Consider the following 16176-nt stretch of genomic DNA (forward strand, 5'->3'; position numbering starts at 1 on the left):
TAACAATTAACTCGCCGAAATTAAATCGGCATAAAAATTCAAATAACTTTCTTTTAAATTCTCTGATTGATATTCAAGTGCAGGAATTTCTTTCTGATTGATGTACTCATTTAATTCATCAGAAATATCTTCACTTCCATGAATAACTGCATCAGAATTTTCTATTGCACTTTTTAATATGTTGGTATAGTTTGGTGTTTTAATAGTTGTAATTTTATCTTCATCTTTTAAATCAAAATTAACTTTATCTGCTAATTTTTCATTTAAGTTCCCTTCAAAACTACTATTGTAAAGAGAAGTAACTATTTTACTCTCGGTAAATAGAGGTTCGTCTTTATAAAACTCTTTAATGTACAATGGTAGTAAAGAAGCCATCCATCCATGAACATGAATAATATCTGGAGCCCAATTTAATTTTTTTACAGTCTCTACAACTCCTTTAGCAAAGAAAATAGCTCTTTCATCATTATCAGCAAAAAGTTGATCATCTTCATCTGTAAAAACTGCTTTTCTTTTAAAATACTCTTCGTTATCAATAAAATAAACCTGCATTCTTTCTTTAGGTATAGATGCAACTTTAATGATTAATGGCATATCCATATCATTCACAACCAAGTTCATTCCAGATAAACGAATAACTTCGTGTAATTGGTGTCTTCTTTCGTTAATGACACCAAACCTTGGCATAAAAATTCTTGTTTGTACTCCTTTAGAATGCGCATTTTTAGCAGCATTAAAGGCTGTTGATGATAACTCTGTTTCTGGTAAGTAAGGAATCACTTCCGATGAAACAAATAGTATTCTCTTGTCCTTCATTAAATCAAACTCTTTTTATAAAGATGCAAAAGTATGAATTTTTATGCTAATATCGTGTTAAAATGGTAAGTTTGCACACTTTACTGAACATTAGGGTATGAAAATTTTTATCACAAAAAAAGAGATAAAATCTTATTTATCAAGTCTCAAAGAACAAAATAAATCTATAGGATTCGTTCCAACTATGGGAGCATTACATCAAGGACATTTGTCTTTGATAAAAAAAGCACAGCAAAAAAATGATTTGGTGGTGGTAAGTATTTTTGTCAATCCTACTCAGTTTGATAAAAAGGAAGACTTAATCAACTACCCAAAAACTATAGAAAATGACACAAAGTTGTTAAAAAGTGTTTCTTGCGATGTGTTGTTTTTACCTTCTGTAAAAGAGATTTATGCTGATGATATTTCATCTAAAAAATTTGATTTTGACGGATTAGAACATCAAATGGAAGGTAAATTTAGAGAGGGGCATTTTGATGGCGTGGGTACTATTGTCAAAACATTGTTTGAAATTGTAAAACCAAACAAAGCCTATTTTGGTCAGAAGGACTATCAGCAGTTACAAATCATTAAAAAAATGGTTAAAAAAAATCGCTTAAAAGTGAAAGTAAAAGGATGTCCTATTTTTAGAGAACAAGATGGTTTAGCCATGAGTTCAAGAAATGCAAGATTAACAGATGCCCAAAGAAAAGCTGCTCCTTTTATCTACAAAACATTAAAAAAAGTACGTAAAAAATTTGGCACAGAAAATGCTACAATTGTAACTGAATGGGTAGAAAATCAGTTTAAAAAACAACCTTTATTAGAACTAGAATATTTTACAATTGCTGATAAAAAAACACTAGAACCAATACAAAAGAAAGAATCTGGTAAAAAATATCGTGCTTTTATTGCAGTATTCGCAGGTAAAATACGATTGATTGATAACATTCAATTAAAAAATTAGTAACCAAAAAATCCCTATTTTTGCTGCATGTTAGTACAAGTTGTAAAATCTAAAATCCACCGTGTAAAAGTTACAGGTGCAGATTTAAATTACATAGGAAGCATTACCATTGACGAAGATTTAATGGATGCTGCCAATATTATTGAAGGAGAACGCGTTCAAATTGTAAATAACAATAATGGCGAACGTTTAGAAACCTATGCAATCCCTGGACCTCGTGGAAGTGGAGAAATTACCTTAAACGGAGCTGCAGCAAGAAGAGTTGCTGTTGGTGATGTGTTAATTTTAATTGTCTATGGATTTATGGATTTTGAAGAAGCAAAAACCTTTAAACCATCATTAGTTTTTCCTAACGAAAAAGACAATACACTTACTTAATTTTGAACATCAAAAAAATTTTAAAAACTACATTACCTCTCATTTTGGGAGGTATTTTAGTATGGTATTCTCTCTCAAAAATTTCTATTGATGTTTTAATTGGCTATTTTAAAGAAGCCAAATACAGCTGGATTTTCTTAGGATTATTCTTTGGAGTTTTAAGTCATTTATCTAGAGCTTATCGTTGGAAATTTATGTTAGCTCCATTAGGTTATAAACCAAAATTTACCAATAGTGTCTTAGCAGTTTTAGTAGGATACTTGGTTAACTTAGCACTACCAAGAGCAGGAGAAATTTCTAGAGCTGCAGTAATGGCAAACTATGAAGAAATTCCTTTTGAAAAAGGTTTTGGAACCATAGTTGCAGAACGAATTGCAGATTTAATAATGATGTTAACCATTATTACCATCACACTTTTTGTACAGTTTGATTTTATCTACGAACTTTTAACCAAGAATTTCGATCCTACAAAAATTATTATCGGATTTATTATTTTAATTATCGGATTTTACATATTTACATCCTTTGTAAAAAAAGCAAAAAAAGGATTTCTTTTAAAAATCAAAAACTTTATTTCTGGTTTAATTGAAGGTATTACCAGTATCTTTAAAATGAAAAATAAATGGGCATTTATTTTTCATACCGTATTTATTTGGGTCATGTATGTGGCCATGTTTTGGGCTACCATTCCTGCAATTGAAGGCTTACATGTTCCTTTAGGTGGTATTTTAATCGGTTTTATTGCAGGTGGATTTTCTATTGCAGCTACAAATGGCGGAATTGGTTTATACCCAATTGCTGTTGCTGGTGCACTAGCTTTGTTCGATATTCCTTCAGAACCTGCAACCGCTTTTGGGTGGATTATGTGGACTGCTCAAACAGCAATGATTATCGTTTTTGGTGGTTTGGCATTCTTGTTTTTACCTATTTATAATAAAAATAAATAGTTTTTGGGCGTTACTTTATCCTGAAAGCGTTCAGTACCAAGTCGCGCTTTCACTACTCGCTTTTTTATTTTATCAAATAAAAAGAGCTCAAACAGGTCGTTCAATCGCTAACGCAACTTTTTGCCAGCAACAAGAAAAATCCAAAAACCTTTTTTTATTTAGCAGAGAAAACTTTTTCAAAATAAAAAGACCCTTCAGGTTTTTAAAACCTGAAGGGTCTATATTAAAAAATAGATATTTATAATCTAACTTTACTTTGTAACTTTACACCTTTCAAACTCTGCAACTAAATCAAAATGGCCAAAACCAAAACAACTTTTTTCTGTCAAAACTGTGGCACACAACACGCAAAATGGGTTGGGCAATGTGGTGCTTGTAAAGAGTGGAATACCATTGTAGAAGAAGTAATTCAGAAAGAAGAAAAACGCGTTTGGAAACAAGCCACAACAGCAAAACAAACCATAAACAAACCTTTAAAAATTGCAGATATTGTTCTAAATCCAGAAGAACGAGTTGTTACCAATAACAACGAATTAGACACAGTTTTAGGTGGTGGTTTGGTAAAAGGCTCTGTAACACTTTTAGGTGGTGAACCAGGTATAGGAAAATCTACTTTACTGTTACAAGTTGCTTTAAACATTAGTCAAAAAGTGTTGTATGTTTCTGGAGAAGAAAGTCAGTCTCAAATTAAAATGCGAGCAGAACGTCTAGATGCTGAAAACTCCAATTGTTTAATTTTAACAGAAACCAATACCCAACAAATATTTAAAAATATAGAAGAAACTGAGCCAGAAGTTTTGGTGATAGATTCTATACAAACCCTACATACCAATTCTATTGAAGCTTCTCCTGGTAGCATCTCTCAAATTAGAGAAACCTCTGCAGAATTGATAAAATTTGCCAAAGAAACTGCAACTCCTGTCTTATTAATTGGTCATATTAATAAAGAAGGAAACATTGCTGGTCCTAAAATTTTAGAACACATGGTAGATGTGGTTTTACAGTTTGAAGGCGATAGAAATCACACCTACAGAATTTTAAGAAGCCAGAAAAACAGATTTGGTTCTACTTCAGAATTAGGAATTTATGAAATGCTTTCTAACGGTTTGAGAGAAATATCCAATCCATCAGAAATTTTAATTTCTAAAAAAGATGCAGATTTAAGCGGAACTGCAATTGCATCAACCTTAGAAGGAATTAGACCTTTAATGATAGAAATTCAAGCCCTAGTTTCTACAGCGGTTTACGGAACTCCACAACGTTCTACCACAGGTTACAATCTAAAAAGATTGAATATGTTATTGGCTGTTTTAGAAAAACGAGCTGGTTTTAAATTGGGTGCAAAAGATGTGTTTTTAAACATTACTGGAGGCATTAATGTAGATGATCCTGCCATTGATTTGGCTGTGGTTGCAGCTATTTTATCATCCAACCAAGATATTGCTATTAACCCCAATGTGTGTTTTGCAGCAGAAGTGGGTTTGGCTGGAGAAATTAGACCAGTTTCTAAAATAGACCAACGTATTACAGAAGCAGAAAAGTTAGGTTATAAAAGTTTTGTAGCCTCTAAATACAATAAGATTTCTTCTAAAAACCATGGAATTAAATTGATTTTAGTTGGTAAGATTGAAGAAGCATTTGCCACTTTGTTTGCTTAAAATTAGACTTTAATTTATTTAATAAAATTAATCAACATTAAAAAACTTTTTAAATCAAAAAAAACCGAACATTACTGTTCGGTTTTTATTTATAATATTGTAAAAAAAGCTATTTACTTCTTATTGGCTTCTTTAATATATTTATCTAATGCCATAGTCATAGAAGGTGTTTCTGGAGTTGGCGCTGTAATATCGCATTTTAATCCTGCTTCTGTAGCTGCTTTCACTGTTGAATTACCAAAAACTGCAATTCGTGTGTTATTTTGCTTAAAATCTGGGAAGTTCTTTAGTAAAGATTCTATTCCTGAAGGACTAAAAAATACCAACACATCGTAAAATACATTTTCTAGATCAGACAAATCACTTACAACTGTTCTATATAAGTCTGCTCTTGTCCAACTTACGCCTAACTTATCTAATTCTGAAGGAATTAACGGTTTTAACTTATCAGAAGAAGGTAATAAAAACTTTTCATTTTTATGTTTCTTAATCAGTTTTGTCAACTCAGGAAACGTTCTTTGACCTACATAGATTTTACGTTTTCTGTACACCACATATTTTTGTAAATAATAAGCTACAGCTTCAGACTGACAGAAATACTTCATATCATCTGGTACTTTAAAACGCATTTCTTCAGCAACTCTAAAAAAATGATCAACTGCATTTCTACTTGTTAAAATGATTGCAGAAAATTCGTTCAAGTCAATTTTTTGCCCTCTAACCTCTTTAACAGGGATTCCTTCAACGTGGATAAAAGGTCTAAAATCAATTTTAACCTTTTGCTTGTCCGATAAATCAAAGTAAGGAGATGTTTCTGCCTTGGGTTCTGGCTGCGATACTAATATCGTTTTCACTTTCATACGCTTTCGTTTTCTAATATTAAAACATCAATTTAAACAAAATCAATAGCGGTGCTATTTCGAAGGCGCAAAGGTACAAAATAAAATAAAACAACTCACTAAAAATCAGCTTTTTGTTATTTAAAAAGTGTACTACAAACCGAATTAAGAATAATAGAATTGAAAAATAGAGAAGAAAATCAACCTCTAGTTGAGAATAATAGACTAAAACAATTCCAATAAAAAGAAAAAAACACGTGGAGTATAAATAGCTAAATTTAGATACTGTAAAAAAACGAATTGTTTTTTTTACTTGAAATATTTCAGAAAGCAGGTATTCTATCGCCCATTTTAGCATAAAATAGGAAGAGAGTATTAAAAAAATCATTAAAAAAGAAAAAAAATCTTTTGAGATCTGTACTGAATAATAGGTTGCTAAAAAGAATGAAACAATTGATAATACTGTGCCTGAAAACAAATAAATAGTAATTTGAAAACCGTTAAAAAAACTTGTATTCTCTTCAATTTCATCTTCTACAAAGTTTTTAGTAAATAACGCAAAAGCATATCCCTTAAGTTTTTGAGGATTTAATACTTTTAATACAAATACAGCAAACAATAATAGAACAAAAACAATAGTCAACCAATTATCATTTATATAAGTCTTCTCTAATGCTTGCAAAGTTCTTGTTTGATTTAAGATTAACACAAAATTAGTAATTATTTAGTGTATATTTGCTTTTCTTACAAGCTGATTGTTTATTTATGTCAGACGCTTTAGTCATAATTCCTACTTACAACGAAAAAGAAAACATCGAATCCATCATAAAAACTGTTTTTCTTCAAGAAAAAGAGTTTCATATTTTGGTTGTTGATGACAATTCTCCTGATGGTACTGCATCCATTGTAGAGGAGTTAATGACCCAATTTCCAAAACAACTTTTTATTGAAAAACGTAGAGGAAAAAATGGTTTAGGTACTGCATATATACATGGATTTAAGTGGGCTTTAGCAAAAAAATATGACTATATCATTGAGATGGATGCAGATTTTTCTCATAATCCAAAAGATCTAATCCGATTATACAACGCATGCCATAATGGAAAAGGTGATGTCTCTGTAGGTTCTAGATATGTAAACAACCAAGTAAATGTTGTGAATTGGGATATCAAACGATTATTACTGTCTTATTTTGCCTCTAGATATGTACGTCTCATTACTAGAATTCCTGTTTTTGACACCACAGCAGGTTTTGTTTGTTGGAAACGTAATGTTTTAGAAACCATACAGCTCGATAAAATAAAATTCATTGGTTATGCTTTTCAAATTGAAATGAAATTTAAGGCTTGGAAACACGGATTTAACATAAAAGAAGTCTCTGTTATTTTTACAGATAGAGATTTAGGAGCTTCAAAAATGAGCGGAAATATTATTTCTGAGGCACTCTTTGGAGTAATAAAAATGAGATTAAAAGGATTACCAAAATAAAAAAATATAATGAGTTCTTACTTGATAAAAAATGCCACAGTTGTTAATGAAAACAAAACTTTTACTAGCGATGTTCTTATTAAAAATGAAATCATAACAGAAATTTCAACAAATATTCCTGTACCAGAAAACACAGAAATTATAGATGCAAAAGGCAGTTATTTAATTCCTGGCTTTATAGATGATCAAGTACATTTTAGAGAACCTGGATTAACACACAAGGCAAATATTGCAACAGAAAGTAGAGCTGCTGCAGCTGGCGGAATTACAACCTTTATTGAGCAACCGAATACAGTTCCGCAAGCAACCACACAAGAATTATTAGAAGATAAATTTGAGATTGCTGCTAAAGATTCTTATGTAAATTATTCTTTTATGTTTGGTGGTACTAACACTAATTTAGAAGAGTTATTAAAAACCGATCCAAAAACAGTAGCAGGAATTAAATTATTTTTAGGTTCATCTACAGGAAATATGTTGGTTGATGATGTTGAAGTGTTAGAAAAGATTTTTTCATCAACCAAAATGATTATTTCTGTGCATTGTGAAGACGAAGCTACCATCAGAAAAAATACAGCAGTGTTTAAAGAAAAATATGGTGATGATATTCCTATTAAATATCATCCGATTATTAGAAGTGAAGAAGCATGTTATATCTCTTCATCAAAAGCAATTGAATTGGCTAAAAAAACAGGTGCTCGTTTGCATATTTTTCATGTTTCTACAGCTAAAGAAACCCAATTATTTAGAAATGATATTCCGTTAGAAGAAAAACAAATTACTGCAGAAGTTTGTGTACATCATTTATGGTTTAATGACACCAATTATGATGAAAAAGGAACCTTCATCAAGTGGAATCCTGCTGTAAAAACCGAAAAAGACAGACTAGGTTTATGGCAAGCTTTGTTAGATGATAGAATTGATGTTTTGGCAACAGATCATGCACCTCATACTTTAGAAGAAAAAAACAATGTGTATACGAAAGCGCCAAGTGGTGGGCCTTTAGTACAACATGCAGTTACTGCAATTTTAGAAAAAGTAAAAGAAGGTGTGATACCTATGGAGAAAGCTGTTGAAAAAATGAGTCATAATCCTGCAAAATTATTTCAAATAGAAAAAAGAGGGTTTATCAAAAAAGGATATTTTGCTGATTTGGTATTAATAGACCCTAATACATCTTGGACAGTTGCTAAAGACAATATTTTATACAAATGTGGATGGTCTCCGTTTGAAGGAACAACTTTTTCATCAAAAATCACTCATACGTTTGTCAACGGAAATTTGATTTATAATAATGGTGTTTTTAATGATGACATTAAAGGAAAACGTTTGACTTTTAATCGATAAATGAAAAAATTAAACTACATACTTATCTTTATTTTTCTTTGGTCTTGTACAAGCAATACTATTTTTGAAAAGCCTAAAGATCTCATTCCAAGAGATACCATGTCATTATTAATTCATGATATGTACATAGCGCAATCAACAAAATATTTTAAAAATATCAACAATCAAAAAGGCATTGAATACATGCCTTTTGTCTATGATAAATATAAAATTGACAGTACGCGTTTTCAAAATAGTAATTTCTATTACACCACAAAAATAGACTTGTATGAAGAAATTATTGATGATGCCAGAAAAAAATTAGAAGAGAAGAAAGAGTACTATAGTAAGCTTCAAAAAAGAAAAGATTCTTTGCGAAAAGATTCTATAGAAAAAAAGAGAGTTCCTCTAAATGAATTAGATACTGTTAATTTGCCAACTAAAAAGTAAAATTACTACCAACTCTTTGTATTACATCGTCAATTTTTTCAAATTCAAAATTTAGCACTTTTTTAATTTTTTCTGAAGAATATTTAGAAACAGAATGTGCACTTCTTGCAGAATATTTAGATAACAAAGGTGCTTTTCCCGTAAACTTTGAAATTACCCAAGATACTCTCCAGAGAATAGCTGTTTGCCATGGTTTTATTTTTATAGATGGGGGTCTTTTACCTAAAGCAGCTGCAATGGTAAAGAAAACTTCTTTAAAACTTTTGTTTTCAGAAACTAAAATAAAACGTTCGTTTTTTACATCAGAATTCATCAATAAAATCATTGATTTTACTACATCTTTTACACCCACAAAACCTGTAATTCCTTCTGTGTAGTATTTAAATCCGGTATTAACTTGACTGAATAACTTCCCAGAACCAGAGTTCCAAAAACCACTTCCTAAAATAACTCCAGGATTTACTATAACTACCTCAACACCTTCTTGACTTGCACGCCAAACTTCCATTTCTGCACCAAATTTAGTGATTGAATATCCACTATTATCTGCTTCTTTGTTCCATTCGCATTGTTCTGTAATCAAACCACCAGTAATAGAATCTCCCACAGAAGCAATAGAACCTACAAAACAGAGTTTTTTAATTTTAGCATCAATAGCAAGATTTACAAGAATTGCGGTTCCATGAATATTTACTTTTCGCATTTCTCTATAATCTTTTGGATCAAAAGAAATTAATGCTGCACAATGATAAAGATGAGTTACATCTTTAAACGCAGGAATCATTGCTGGTACTTGAGTAATATCTGCTTTAAACCACTCTATTTTAGAAATTAACGAATCATCATCCGTATAAAAAGAAAAGACTTCTTTTACTTTTTCTATTCTGTCTTTAGAACGATAAATAGCACGTACTTTTTCATCATTTTTAATCAAATGATACAACAAATGTGCTCCAACTAAACCAGTTCCTCCAGTAACTAAAATCATCTTACGAATTTAGCATATTTTGAGTGATAAACTTATATTTGCCATCTGATAAATTTACAATGATGAAAAACTTTATTGAAGAATTACAATGGAGAGGAATGTTGCACGATTCGATGCCAACAACAGAAGAACATTTACTAGAAAGTATGCGAAGTGCGTATGTGGGTTTTGACCCAACATCAGATTCTTTACATATTGGAAATTTAGTACCAATTATGTTGTTAGCACATTTTCAAAGATGTGGACACAAACCTATTGCTTTAGTTGGTGGTGCAACTGGTATGATTGGAGATCCTTCTGGAAAATCTGCAGAACGTAATTTATTGGATGAGAAAACCTTACGCCATAATCAAGAAGCCATAAAAGCACAGTTGAGTCATTTTTTAGACTTTACTTCTAATGCAGACAACGCTGCTGTTTTGGTAAATAATTACGATTGGATGAAAGATTTTTCTTTCTTAGAATTTATTAGAGATGTAGGAAAACACATTACTGTAAATTATATGATGGCAAAAGATTCTGTAAAAAACAGAATTGGTTCTGAGTCTAAAGAAGGCATGTCTTTTACCGAGTTTACGTATCAATTGGTGCAAGGTTATGATTTCTTGCATTTATATCAGAACAACAACGCTTCTATACAAATGGGAGGTTCTGATCAATGGGGAAATATTACTACCGGAACAGAATTAATCCGTAGAATTGGTGGCGGAAAAGGATATGCAATTACATGTCCGTTAATTACAAAATCTGATGGCTCTAAATTTGGAAAATCTGAAGGTGGAAATGTTTGGTTAGATGCTAAGAGAACATCACCTTATAAATTCTATCAATATTGGTTGAATGCTTCTGATGAAGATGCAGAAAAATACATCAAAATCTTTACCTTTTTAGATAAAGAAACCATTGATGCATTAATTGCTGAACACAATGAAACTCCACATTTACGTTTGTTACAAAAGAAAATTGGAGAAGAAGTTACTTTATTAGTTCATGGTAAGGAAGCTTATGAAAATGCCATAAAAGCGTCTTCTATTTTATTTGGAAAATCAACTGCTTCTGATTTAAAATCGTTAGATGAACAAACATTTTTAGATGTTTTTGATGGTGTTCCACAAGCAACAGTTTCAACAACTGATATTGAAGAAGGTTTGGATATGATTGGGGCTTTAGCAGCTAAAACCAACTTTTTAAATTCTAATGGAGAAGCAAGAAGAGCGTTAAAAGAAAATGCGATTTCTGTAAACAAAGAAAAAGTAAAAGAAGACTTTACCATTTCTGCAGCAGATTTAATTGCGAATAAATACGTATTATTACAAAGAGGTAAAAAGAACTATTTCTTACTCAAAATAACTGACTAAATTTTTTAAATGATATCGCCAATAGAAGAACTTGATTTTAGCAATGTTTTTGCACTTACTATCACAATTCTTTTACTGGCGATAATTGTTTTTTTACGTTACCTTATTTTTTCTGGAGCGTATCATTTTTTCTTTTTTAAATTGTTTAAAAATACTTTTCAAAATCGGTTTTTAAGCAAAAAAAAGCAAAAGCAAAAACAACTTTTCAAAGAAATTTATTGGTCTGCAATAAGTGGATTAATTTTCGGAATCTTTATGATTTTCTGTTATTACCTTTTTACCATTAACGCTACATTGATTTATGAAGATGTTTCTAAATACAGCATTTGGTACATTCCTATAAGTATTTTTCTGTTTTTATTTTTTCAAGACACCTATTATTATTGGGCACACAGATGGATGCACAATCCAAAAGTGTATAAACATTTACACCTAGTACATCATAAAAGTATTCATACTTCGGTTTGGACGTCGTTTTCTTTTCATCCGTTAGAAACCATTTTACAAGCGTTGTTTTTACCACTTATCATTTGTATTTTGCCTTTGCATTTTTATGCTATTATTGCTGTTTTGGGTATTATGACCATTTCTGCAACCATAAATCACGCTGGTGTAGAAGTGTATCCTTCAGGGAAATTCGGAAAGTGGTTTCAAAGTATTTTTATTGGTGCAACGCATCATGACAAGCATCACACTAAATTCAATTATAATTATGGTTTGTATTTCACCTTTTGGGATAGGTTGATGAAAACCGAATTTTAAAGTAAAAAAAAGTAACTATTATTGTTTAGAAACAATCTTCTTCCAGTTTTTATCTGCTTTTTGTTTTAATTGTTCAGCACCTTCTTTTTGCCAAAGTTTTAGCGTATTTGTTCCCCAAGCATTGTAAAATAAATATAGTCTTCCTTCTCTAATCTCAAAAGTTTTTGGATTTATGGATACTTTTTCTCCTTTTAATCCAATTGCATAGGCACAATAACCACCATAAGCAGGAATATATTTTTTAGGTGATTTTGTAAACGTTTCTAAATTTTCTTTGGATGAGAATTTAAATTGTACGCCATCGTAAGTTGTGGTAAATTTTTTGTCTCCTTTTTCTGCTTTGTTATTGAAATAAGAAACAACATCATAGCCTTCTGCTACAAAACCTTTTTTAGTATTGTACTCTGATTTCTGAGAAAATAAACTTGAAGAGACTAGTAATAAGGTAATTAATATTTTATTCATCTTTAATTCTTTTTTTGTTTTAATTCTACCCAGTTCTGTTCTGCTTTTTTTTGAAGTTTAGGAGTATCTTCTTCTAGCCAATTTTCTTTTTTGTTAGAAAACCATGCATTGTAAAACAAATAGAGTTTCCCATCTCTTATATCATAAGACTCTGGATCTACGTCTTTTTTGATGTTTTTTGCAGCAACTGCATAAGCACAAAAGCCACCAAATTGAGGCATGTATTTCTTTGGATTTGTTTTAAAAAGTTGTAAGTTTTTTTCTGAAGAAAATTGAAATTTTACACCATCAAAAGTAGTTTGGTATTTCTTTTTACCTTCTAAAGGTTTTTTGTTTGTAAAATAGGATACCACATCATATCCTTGAGCTATATATCCGTTTTTTAAATTATACTCTTGCGCAAAAAAAGTTGTTGAAATGACAAGTAAACAAACTGTTATAAAAGTTTTCATCGGTTTGGTTTTTAGTATAGTCGATGAAAGTTTTGGAAAATTACAGGAAATTTTTACTAATGTTTTATATGTAAAAAGTAACAATAGAATAAGGACTTTAAAAATAGCAGTATTATTTTTTAATCATTTATAAGACCATCAAATTACAACCTCTAATATCAGAATTATCAAAACGTCCAATAATTTCAAAGGTATTATTTTGATGTACTTTTCCTAAATCTTGAGTGGCAATGAATGAACACGAATTGTAATTGGCTAAATCTATCACGTTAATTCCGCCAGTTTTTCCTATTTGTTGAATGGTTAAAGCATCTTCTGTATCTCTAGTTAGAATTTTCATCCAAGGTGGTGTTTCAAAAATTCCATTTCCTTTAGAATACCCTTGACTCAATAATTCTGTCATGCCATATTCTGAGTGAATTTGATCAACTCCAAAACCTTTTTTCAAAATTTGATGCAATTCTTCACGAATCAATTCTTTTCTTCTACCTTTCATTCCACCAGTTTCCATAACTGTGGTATTTTTAAGATTGAACTGTTTGCTTTCAATCAAATCTAACAAGGCAAAAGAAACTCCAATTAAAAGTACTTTTTGTCCTTTTTGATCTAACTCTTCTAATTTTTGAGCTAATTCTGATAAATTGTTCAAATAAAATCCGCTTTCTGAATGATTGGTTTGTTTAATTAAATCATCCACCATAAACACCAAAGAAGAACCTTTTCTTTCTAAATAGTTGGGCAATAAAGCTAAAACAACATACTCTTGGATATCTCCATAAAAATGTGCAAATCCTTTTAAATAACTTTGGTTGTAAAACTCAATATCAGTAACAAAATGCTTGCTGGTTATACTACCTGTTGTTCCAGAACTGGTAAAGATTTCTTGCACTTGATCTAGAGAAGCAATTACCTTTCTACTCTTAAAAAACTGAATGGGTAAAAACGGAATTTCTTCGACGTTTTTAACATCAGAAGGATGTATATATAACAAGTCACAAAAAGAACGATACACCTTATTATTTTTAAACTGATGTTTAAAAATAGCTAAAGCAACTTTCGTAAAATCTGCAGAAGATTGTATGTTAAAAATGTGTTCTTTCATATTTTCACAAAAATACCAATATTCCACGCAACCTTTTTACAAATTTTACATCTTGTAAGTAATAAGAACAATTTTTAGTTTTGTTAAACCAATACACTAACTGTTTTCTTTTTTAAGAAATAGAACATAACATTCAAATAAACTTTAATTTTTGATGAAAAAATACTTATTAATCTCTTTATTTTTTGCTTTTTTATTCTCTTGTGAAAATAATGAATTGAGCATAGATGCTGATAATTTATTAATAGGTGTCTGGATAGAACCTACTTATAATGGAGAGATCACAACTTTTAAAAGAGGAAAAGCATTGTTAAAAGAAAGTACAGGAGTATCATTCAGTTTAAATGGCAATTTTACAGAACGTACTTCTGGCTGGTGTGGTACGCCTCCACTTTCATTTTTTAATATAGAGGGTACATTTAATTTAAGAGAAGGATTAATCACAATTAGTACAAATAGTTATCCGTCTAAATACGCTTGGAGAATCGTTTCGTTATCTGAAAAAGAATTAGTTGTAAAAAGAGAATTGACAGAGCAAGAGATAGATCATCATGCGCTGATGGAATTGTTCAATGATCTTTCAGAATTGGCTTACAGTAGCACTTGTTCAAATTCTAATACTTGGCAATTTACAGCTTTTGGTGCAAAAGCTTGTGGTGGACCTCAAGGGTACTTACCTTATTCTAATCAAATAGATACAAATGCTTTTTTGAAAAAAGTAGAAGTATATTCGCAATCTGAAAAAGAATATAACTTAAAGTGGGGAGTAAGTTCTGATTGCGCTGTAGTAAGTCCACCTAAAAGTATAGAATGTCAAAATGGATATCCAATTTTAAAATATTAAATAACAATAAATTAAACCTTAGAAAATTATGAAGAAATTCGCACTTTTATTAACTGGAATACTAATTTTTAGTAGTTGTTTAACTTCTGAAAACTTGCCATCTAATGTTACTTTCGAAATTTTAACAATTGATGAATATGATGTTCCTGATACTTTTACAGTTGGTAAAGTAGACACTATTGCTGTAAAATATACATTGCCTAATAATTGTTATTCTTTTGAAAACGTTTACTACGAAGTACAAGATACAACTAGAATTGTCGCTATAAATTCTTTTGTAAGATTAGAAGAAAATTGTTCTGATGTTGAAATTCAAGAAGAACATAAATTTACAGTTTTTGTTTCTCAACAAGAAGATTATGTATTTAAATTCTACAAAGGCAAAGACAATGATGGTAAAGATATTTTTGATGAAGTTGTAGTTCCTGTAAATTAGGACAATCAAAATAGAAGAACTCATAAAAGGTTGCTGTAAAAATAAGTTGTCAGCACAAGCAAAGGTTTATCAGATTTTTTCTGATAAACTCTTTGCTATCTGTTTAAAATATTCTCGCAATTATCAAGATGCAGAAGATATTCTACAAGATAGTTTTTTAACCATTTTTAAAAAAATAGATACATATAAAAACAAAGGTTCTTTTGAAGGTTGGTTAAAAAGAATAACTATAAATACAGCGTTACAGAAGTATAGAGAAAAAACAACTTTAGAAATTGTAGAGGAAGTACCTGATGAAGAAAATCAAGAAAATGAACAAGCAGAAAATTTAAAAGATGATGCTTTAGATTTAGATGTGCTGCTTAATTTAATACAACAATTGCCAGACAAGTATAGATTGGTGTTTAATTTATATGTTCTAGATAATTATTCTCATAAAGAAATAGCAGAGTTATTAAATATTTCTGAAGGAACATCAAAATCTAATCTGTCAAGAGCAAGAGCAATTTTAAAACAAAAAGTGGTTAATTATCAAGCAAAATAATGGATTTTAAAAACATAGATAAACTATTTCAAGAAAAACTAAATAATTTGGAGGTTACTCCAAACGAAAGAGTATGGAATAGTATTGAATCTAAACTCCAAAATAAAAAACGAAGAGTTATTCCTTTTTGGTGTTATGCAGGTGGTGCTGCAGCTATATTTCTTTTAGGATTATTTTTCTTACCTACTACTAATATTGATAATTCTTTTGATAATAATGATTCTAAAATTATTATTACAGAAACTCCAAAAGAAGTAAAAAAAACAATTTTAGTTTCTAAAAAAGATACTTTAAAACAAAACAAAAAAATAAAAGAAACCATTTTAGTAGCTGATGAAACAGTTCCAAAAAAATCAATTCAAAAAAGAAGAAATACT

19 protein-coding genes and 1 pseudogene are annotated in these 16176 nt (G+C 30.2%); 13 read left to right on the top strand and 7 right to left on the bottom strand.

Going from position 1 to position 16176, the window contains the following annotated elements; all coding sequences use genetic code 11:
- Positions 1-6 precede the first annotated feature (6 nt).
- A complete protein-coding gene (locus tag FP421_RS10090; protein ID WP_159950215.1) occupies positions 7-816 on the bottom strand; it encodes a glycogen/starch synthase in 810 nt (269 codons plus the stop codon).
- 97 nt (positions 817-913) lie between these two features.
- Here FP421_RS10090 and panC point away from each other — a divergent pair, with 97 nt between their 5' ends.
- The 4 genes from panC (at position 914) to radA (ending at position 4745) form a co-directional block, all read left to right on the top strand.
- A complete protein-coding gene (gene panC / locus FP421_RS10095) occupies positions 914-1762 on the top strand; it encodes a pantoate--beta-alanine ligase (RefSeq protein WP_159950218.1) in 849 nt (282 codons plus the stop codon).
- Positions 1763-1789: 27 nt separating this feature from the next.
- Positions 1790-2140, top strand: coding sequence for an aspartate 1-decarboxylase (gene panD, locus FP421_RS10100; protein ID WP_159950221.1), 351 nt, complete (start codon positions 1790-1792; stop codon positions 2138-2140).
- Positions 2141-2142: 2 nt separating this feature from the next.
- On the top strand, positions 2143-3087 hold the full coding sequence (locus FP421_RS10105) for a lysylphosphatidylglycerol synthase transmembrane domain-containing protein (protein ID WP_159950224.1): 945 nt from the start codon (positions 2143-2145) through the stop codon (positions 3085-3087).
- Between the two features lie 296 nt (positions 3088-3383).
- Positions 3384-4745, top strand: coding sequence for a DNA repair protein RadA (gene radA, locus FP421_RS10110; RefSeq protein WP_159950227.1), 1362 nt, complete (start codon positions 3384-3386; stop codon positions 4743-4745).
- 113 nt (positions 4746-4858) lie between these two features.
- Here the strand turns inward: radA and FP421_RS10115 are convergent, their stop codons facing one another.
- Both FP421_RS10115 and FP421_RS15335 read right to left on the bottom strand, forming a co-directional pair.
- Positions 4859-5605, bottom strand: coding sequence for a uroporphyrinogen-III synthase (locus FP421_RS10115; RefSeq protein ID WP_159950230.1), 747 nt, complete (start codon positions 5603-5605; stop codon positions 4859-4861).
- A gap of 19 nt (positions 5606-5624) precedes the next feature.
- Positions 5625-6293, bottom strand: coding sequence for a DUF4271 domain-containing protein (locus FP421_RS15335; RefSeq protein ID WP_394350699.1), 669 nt, complete (start codon positions 6291-6293; stop codon positions 5625-5627).
- Between the two features lie 56 nt (positions 6294-6349).
- Between FP421_RS15335 and FP421_RS10125 the strand changes: the two genes are divergently transcribed.
- The 3 genes from FP421_RS10125 to FP421_RS10135 are packed head-to-tail and all read left to right on the top strand — an operon-like array spanning position 6350 to position 8848.
- Positions 6350-7072 (top strand): polyprenol monophosphomannose synthase, encoded by a 723-nt coding sequence (locus FP421_RS10125; RefSeq protein WP_159950236.1) that lies wholly within the window; start codon positions 6350-6352, stop codon positions 7070-7072.
- Positions 7073-7081: 9 nt separating this feature from the next.
- Positions 7082-8419 carry a dihydroorotase gene (locus FP421_RS10130; protein ID WP_201288828.1) on the top strand — a complete coding sequence of 446 codons (1338 nt, stop codon included), beginning with the start codon at positions 7082-7084 and terminating at the stop codon, positions 8417-8419.
- Complete coding sequence (locus FP421_RS10135; RefSeq protein WP_159950238.1) at positions 8420-8848, top strand: DUF4296 domain-containing protein; 429 nt, start codon at positions 8420-8422, stop codon at positions 8846-8848.
- Here FP421_RS10135 and FP421_RS10140 read toward each other — a convergent pair.
- Positions 8838-9836, bottom strand: coding sequence for an NAD-dependent epimerase/dehydratase family protein (locus tag FP421_RS10140; protein WP_159950240.1), 999 nt, complete (start codon positions 9834-9836; stop codon positions 8838-8840). The two genes, FP421_RS10135 and FP421_RS10140, sit on opposite strands and share 11 nt — an antisense overlap.
- A 59-nt stretch (positions 9837-9895) precedes the next feature.
- Between FP421_RS10140 and tyrS the strand changes: the two genes are divergently transcribed.
- Positions 9896-11194 carry a tyrosine--tRNA ligase gene (gene tyrS / locus FP421_RS10145; protein WP_201288829.1) on the top strand — a complete coding sequence of 433 codons (1299 nt, stop codon included), beginning with the start codon at positions 9896-9898 and terminating at the stop codon, positions 11192-11194.
- 9 nt (positions 11195-11203) lie between these two features.
- Complete coding sequence (locus FP421_RS10150) at positions 11204-11956, top strand: sterol desaturase family protein (protein ID WP_236548097.1); 753 nt, start codon at positions 11204-11206, stop codon at positions 11954-11956.
- 18 nt (positions 11957-11974) lie between these two features.
- Here FP421_RS10150 and FP421_RS10155 read toward each other — a convergent pair whose 3' ends face one another.
- The 3 genes from FP421_RS10155 to FP421_RS10165 all read right to left on the bottom strand — a co-directional run bounded on the left by FP421_RS10155 (position 11975) and on the right by FP421_RS10165 (position 13975).
- Positions 11975-12421, bottom strand: a complete 447-nt coding sequence (locus FP421_RS10155) for a YHS domain-containing (seleno)protein (RefSeq protein ID WP_159950242.1) — start codon at positions 12419-12421, stop codon at positions 11975-11977.
- A gap of 2 nt (positions 12422-12423) precedes the next feature.
- Positions 12424-12873 carry a YHS domain-containing (seleno)protein gene (locus tag FP421_RS10160; protein WP_159950244.1) on the bottom strand — a complete coding sequence of 150 codons (450 nt, stop codon included), beginning with the start codon at positions 12871-12873 and terminating at the stop codon, positions 12424-12426.
- 127 nt (positions 12874-13000) lie between these two features.
- Positions 13001-13975 carry a LuxE/PaaK family acyltransferase gene (locus FP421_RS10165; protein ID WP_159950246.1) on the bottom strand — a complete coding sequence of 325 codons (975 nt, stop codon included), beginning with the start codon at positions 13973-13975 and terminating at the stop codon, positions 13001-13003.
- A gap of 154 nt (positions 13976-14129) precedes the next feature.
- On the opposite strand from FP421_RS10165, the gene FP421_RS10170 reads away from it, so the two are divergent.
- The 4 genes and pseudogenes from FP421_RS10170 to FP421_RS10185 form a co-directional block, all read left to right on the top strand.
- Positions 14130-14819, top strand: a complete 690-nt coding sequence (locus FP421_RS10170) for a hypothetical protein (protein ID WP_159950249.1) — start codon at positions 14130-14132, stop codon at positions 14817-14819.
- A 28-nt stretch (positions 14820-14847) separates the two neighbouring features.
- A complete protein-coding gene (locus FP421_RS10175) occupies positions 14848-15255 on the top strand; it encodes a hypothetical protein (RefSeq protein ID WP_159950251.1) in 408 nt (135 codons plus the stop codon).
- Positions 15256-15259: 4 nt separating this feature from the next.
- The gene (locus FP421_RS10180) at positions 15260-15799 is read left to right on the top strand and encodes an RNA polymerase sigma factor (RefSeq protein WP_159950270.1); all 540 of its coding nucleotides are present in this window, start codon (positions 15260-15262) and stop codon (positions 15797-15799) included.
- Positions 15799-16176: pseudogene (locus tag FP421_RS10185) on the top strand (hypothetical protein); the annotation flags it as partial. The gene FP421_RS10180 and the pseudogene FP421_RS10185, both read left to right, overlap by 1 nt.

It is taken from the genome of Polaribacter septentrionalilitoris, assembly GCF_009832745.1.
In the GTDB taxonomy this organism is placed as follows: domain Bacteria; phylum Bacteroidota; class Bacteroidia; order Flavobacteriales; family Flavobacteriaceae; genus Polaribacter; species Polaribacter septentrionalilitoris.

What these genes read in the sequence shown, in the direction of transcription:
- FP421_RS10090 (WP_159950215.1), bottom strand. Translation starts at nt 816, where the DNA reads ATGAAGGACAAGAGAATACTATTTGTTTCATCGGAAGTGATTCCTTAC.
- panC (WP_159950218.1), top strand. Translation starts at nt 914, where the DNA reads ATGAAAATTTTTATCACAAAAAAAGAGATAAAATCTTATTTATCAAGT.
- panD (WP_159950221.1), top strand. Translation starts at nt 1,790, where the DNA reads ATGTTAGTACAAGTTGTAAAATCTAAAATCCACCGTGTAAAAGTTACA.
- radA (WP_159950227.1), top strand. Translation starts at nt 3,384, where the DNA reads ATGGCCAAAACCAAAACAACTTTTTTCTGTCAAAACTGTGGCACACAA.
- FP421_RS10115 (WP_159950230.1), bottom strand. Translation starts at nt 5,605, where the DNA reads ATGAAAGTGAAAACGATATTAGTATCGCAGCCAGAACCCAAGGCAGAA.
- FP421_RS10125 (WP_159950236.1), top strand. Translation starts at nt 6,350, where the DNA reads ATGTCAGACGCTTTAGTCATAATTCCTACTTACAACGAAAAAGAAAAC.
- FP421_RS10130 (WP_201288828.1), top strand. Translation starts at nt 7,082, where the DNA reads ATGAGTTCTTACTTGATAAAAAATGCCACAGTTGTTAATGAAAACAAA.
- FP421_RS10135 (WP_159950238.1), top strand. Translation starts at nt 8,420, where the DNA reads ATGAAAAAATTAAACTACATACTTATCTTTATTTTTCTTTGGTCTTGT.
- FP421_RS10140 (WP_159950240.1), bottom strand. Translation starts at nt 9,836, where the DNA reads ATGATTTTAGTTACTGGAGGAACTGGTTTAGTTGGAGCACATTTGTTG.
- tyrS (WP_201288829.1), top strand. Translation starts at nt 9,896, where the DNA reads ATGATGAAAAACTTTATTGAAGAATTACAATGGAGAGGAATGTTGCAC.
- FP421_RS10150 (WP_236548097.1), top strand. Translation starts at nt 11,204, where the DNA reads ATGATATCGCCAATAGAAGAACTTGATTTTAGCAATGTTTTTGCACTT.
- FP421_RS10155 (WP_159950242.1), bottom strand. Translation starts at nt 12,421, where the DNA reads ATGAATAAAATATTAATTACCTTATTACTAGTCTCTTCAAGTTTATTT.
- FP421_RS10160 (WP_159950244.1), bottom strand. Translation starts at nt 12,873, where the DNA reads ATGAAAACTTTTATAACAGTTTGTTTACTTGTCATTTCAACAACTTTT.
- FP421_RS10165 (WP_159950246.1), bottom strand. Translation starts at nt 13,975, where the DNA reads ATGAAAGAACACATTTTTAACATACAATCTTCTGCAGATTTTACGAAA.
- FP421_RS10170 (WP_159950249.1), top strand. Translation starts at nt 14,130, where the DNA reads ATGAAAAAATACTTATTAATCTCTTTATTTTTTGCTTTTTTATTCTCT.
- FP421_RS10175 (WP_159950251.1), top strand. Translation starts at nt 14,848, where the DNA reads ATGAAGAAATTCGCACTTTTATTAACTGGAATACTAATTTTTAGTAGT.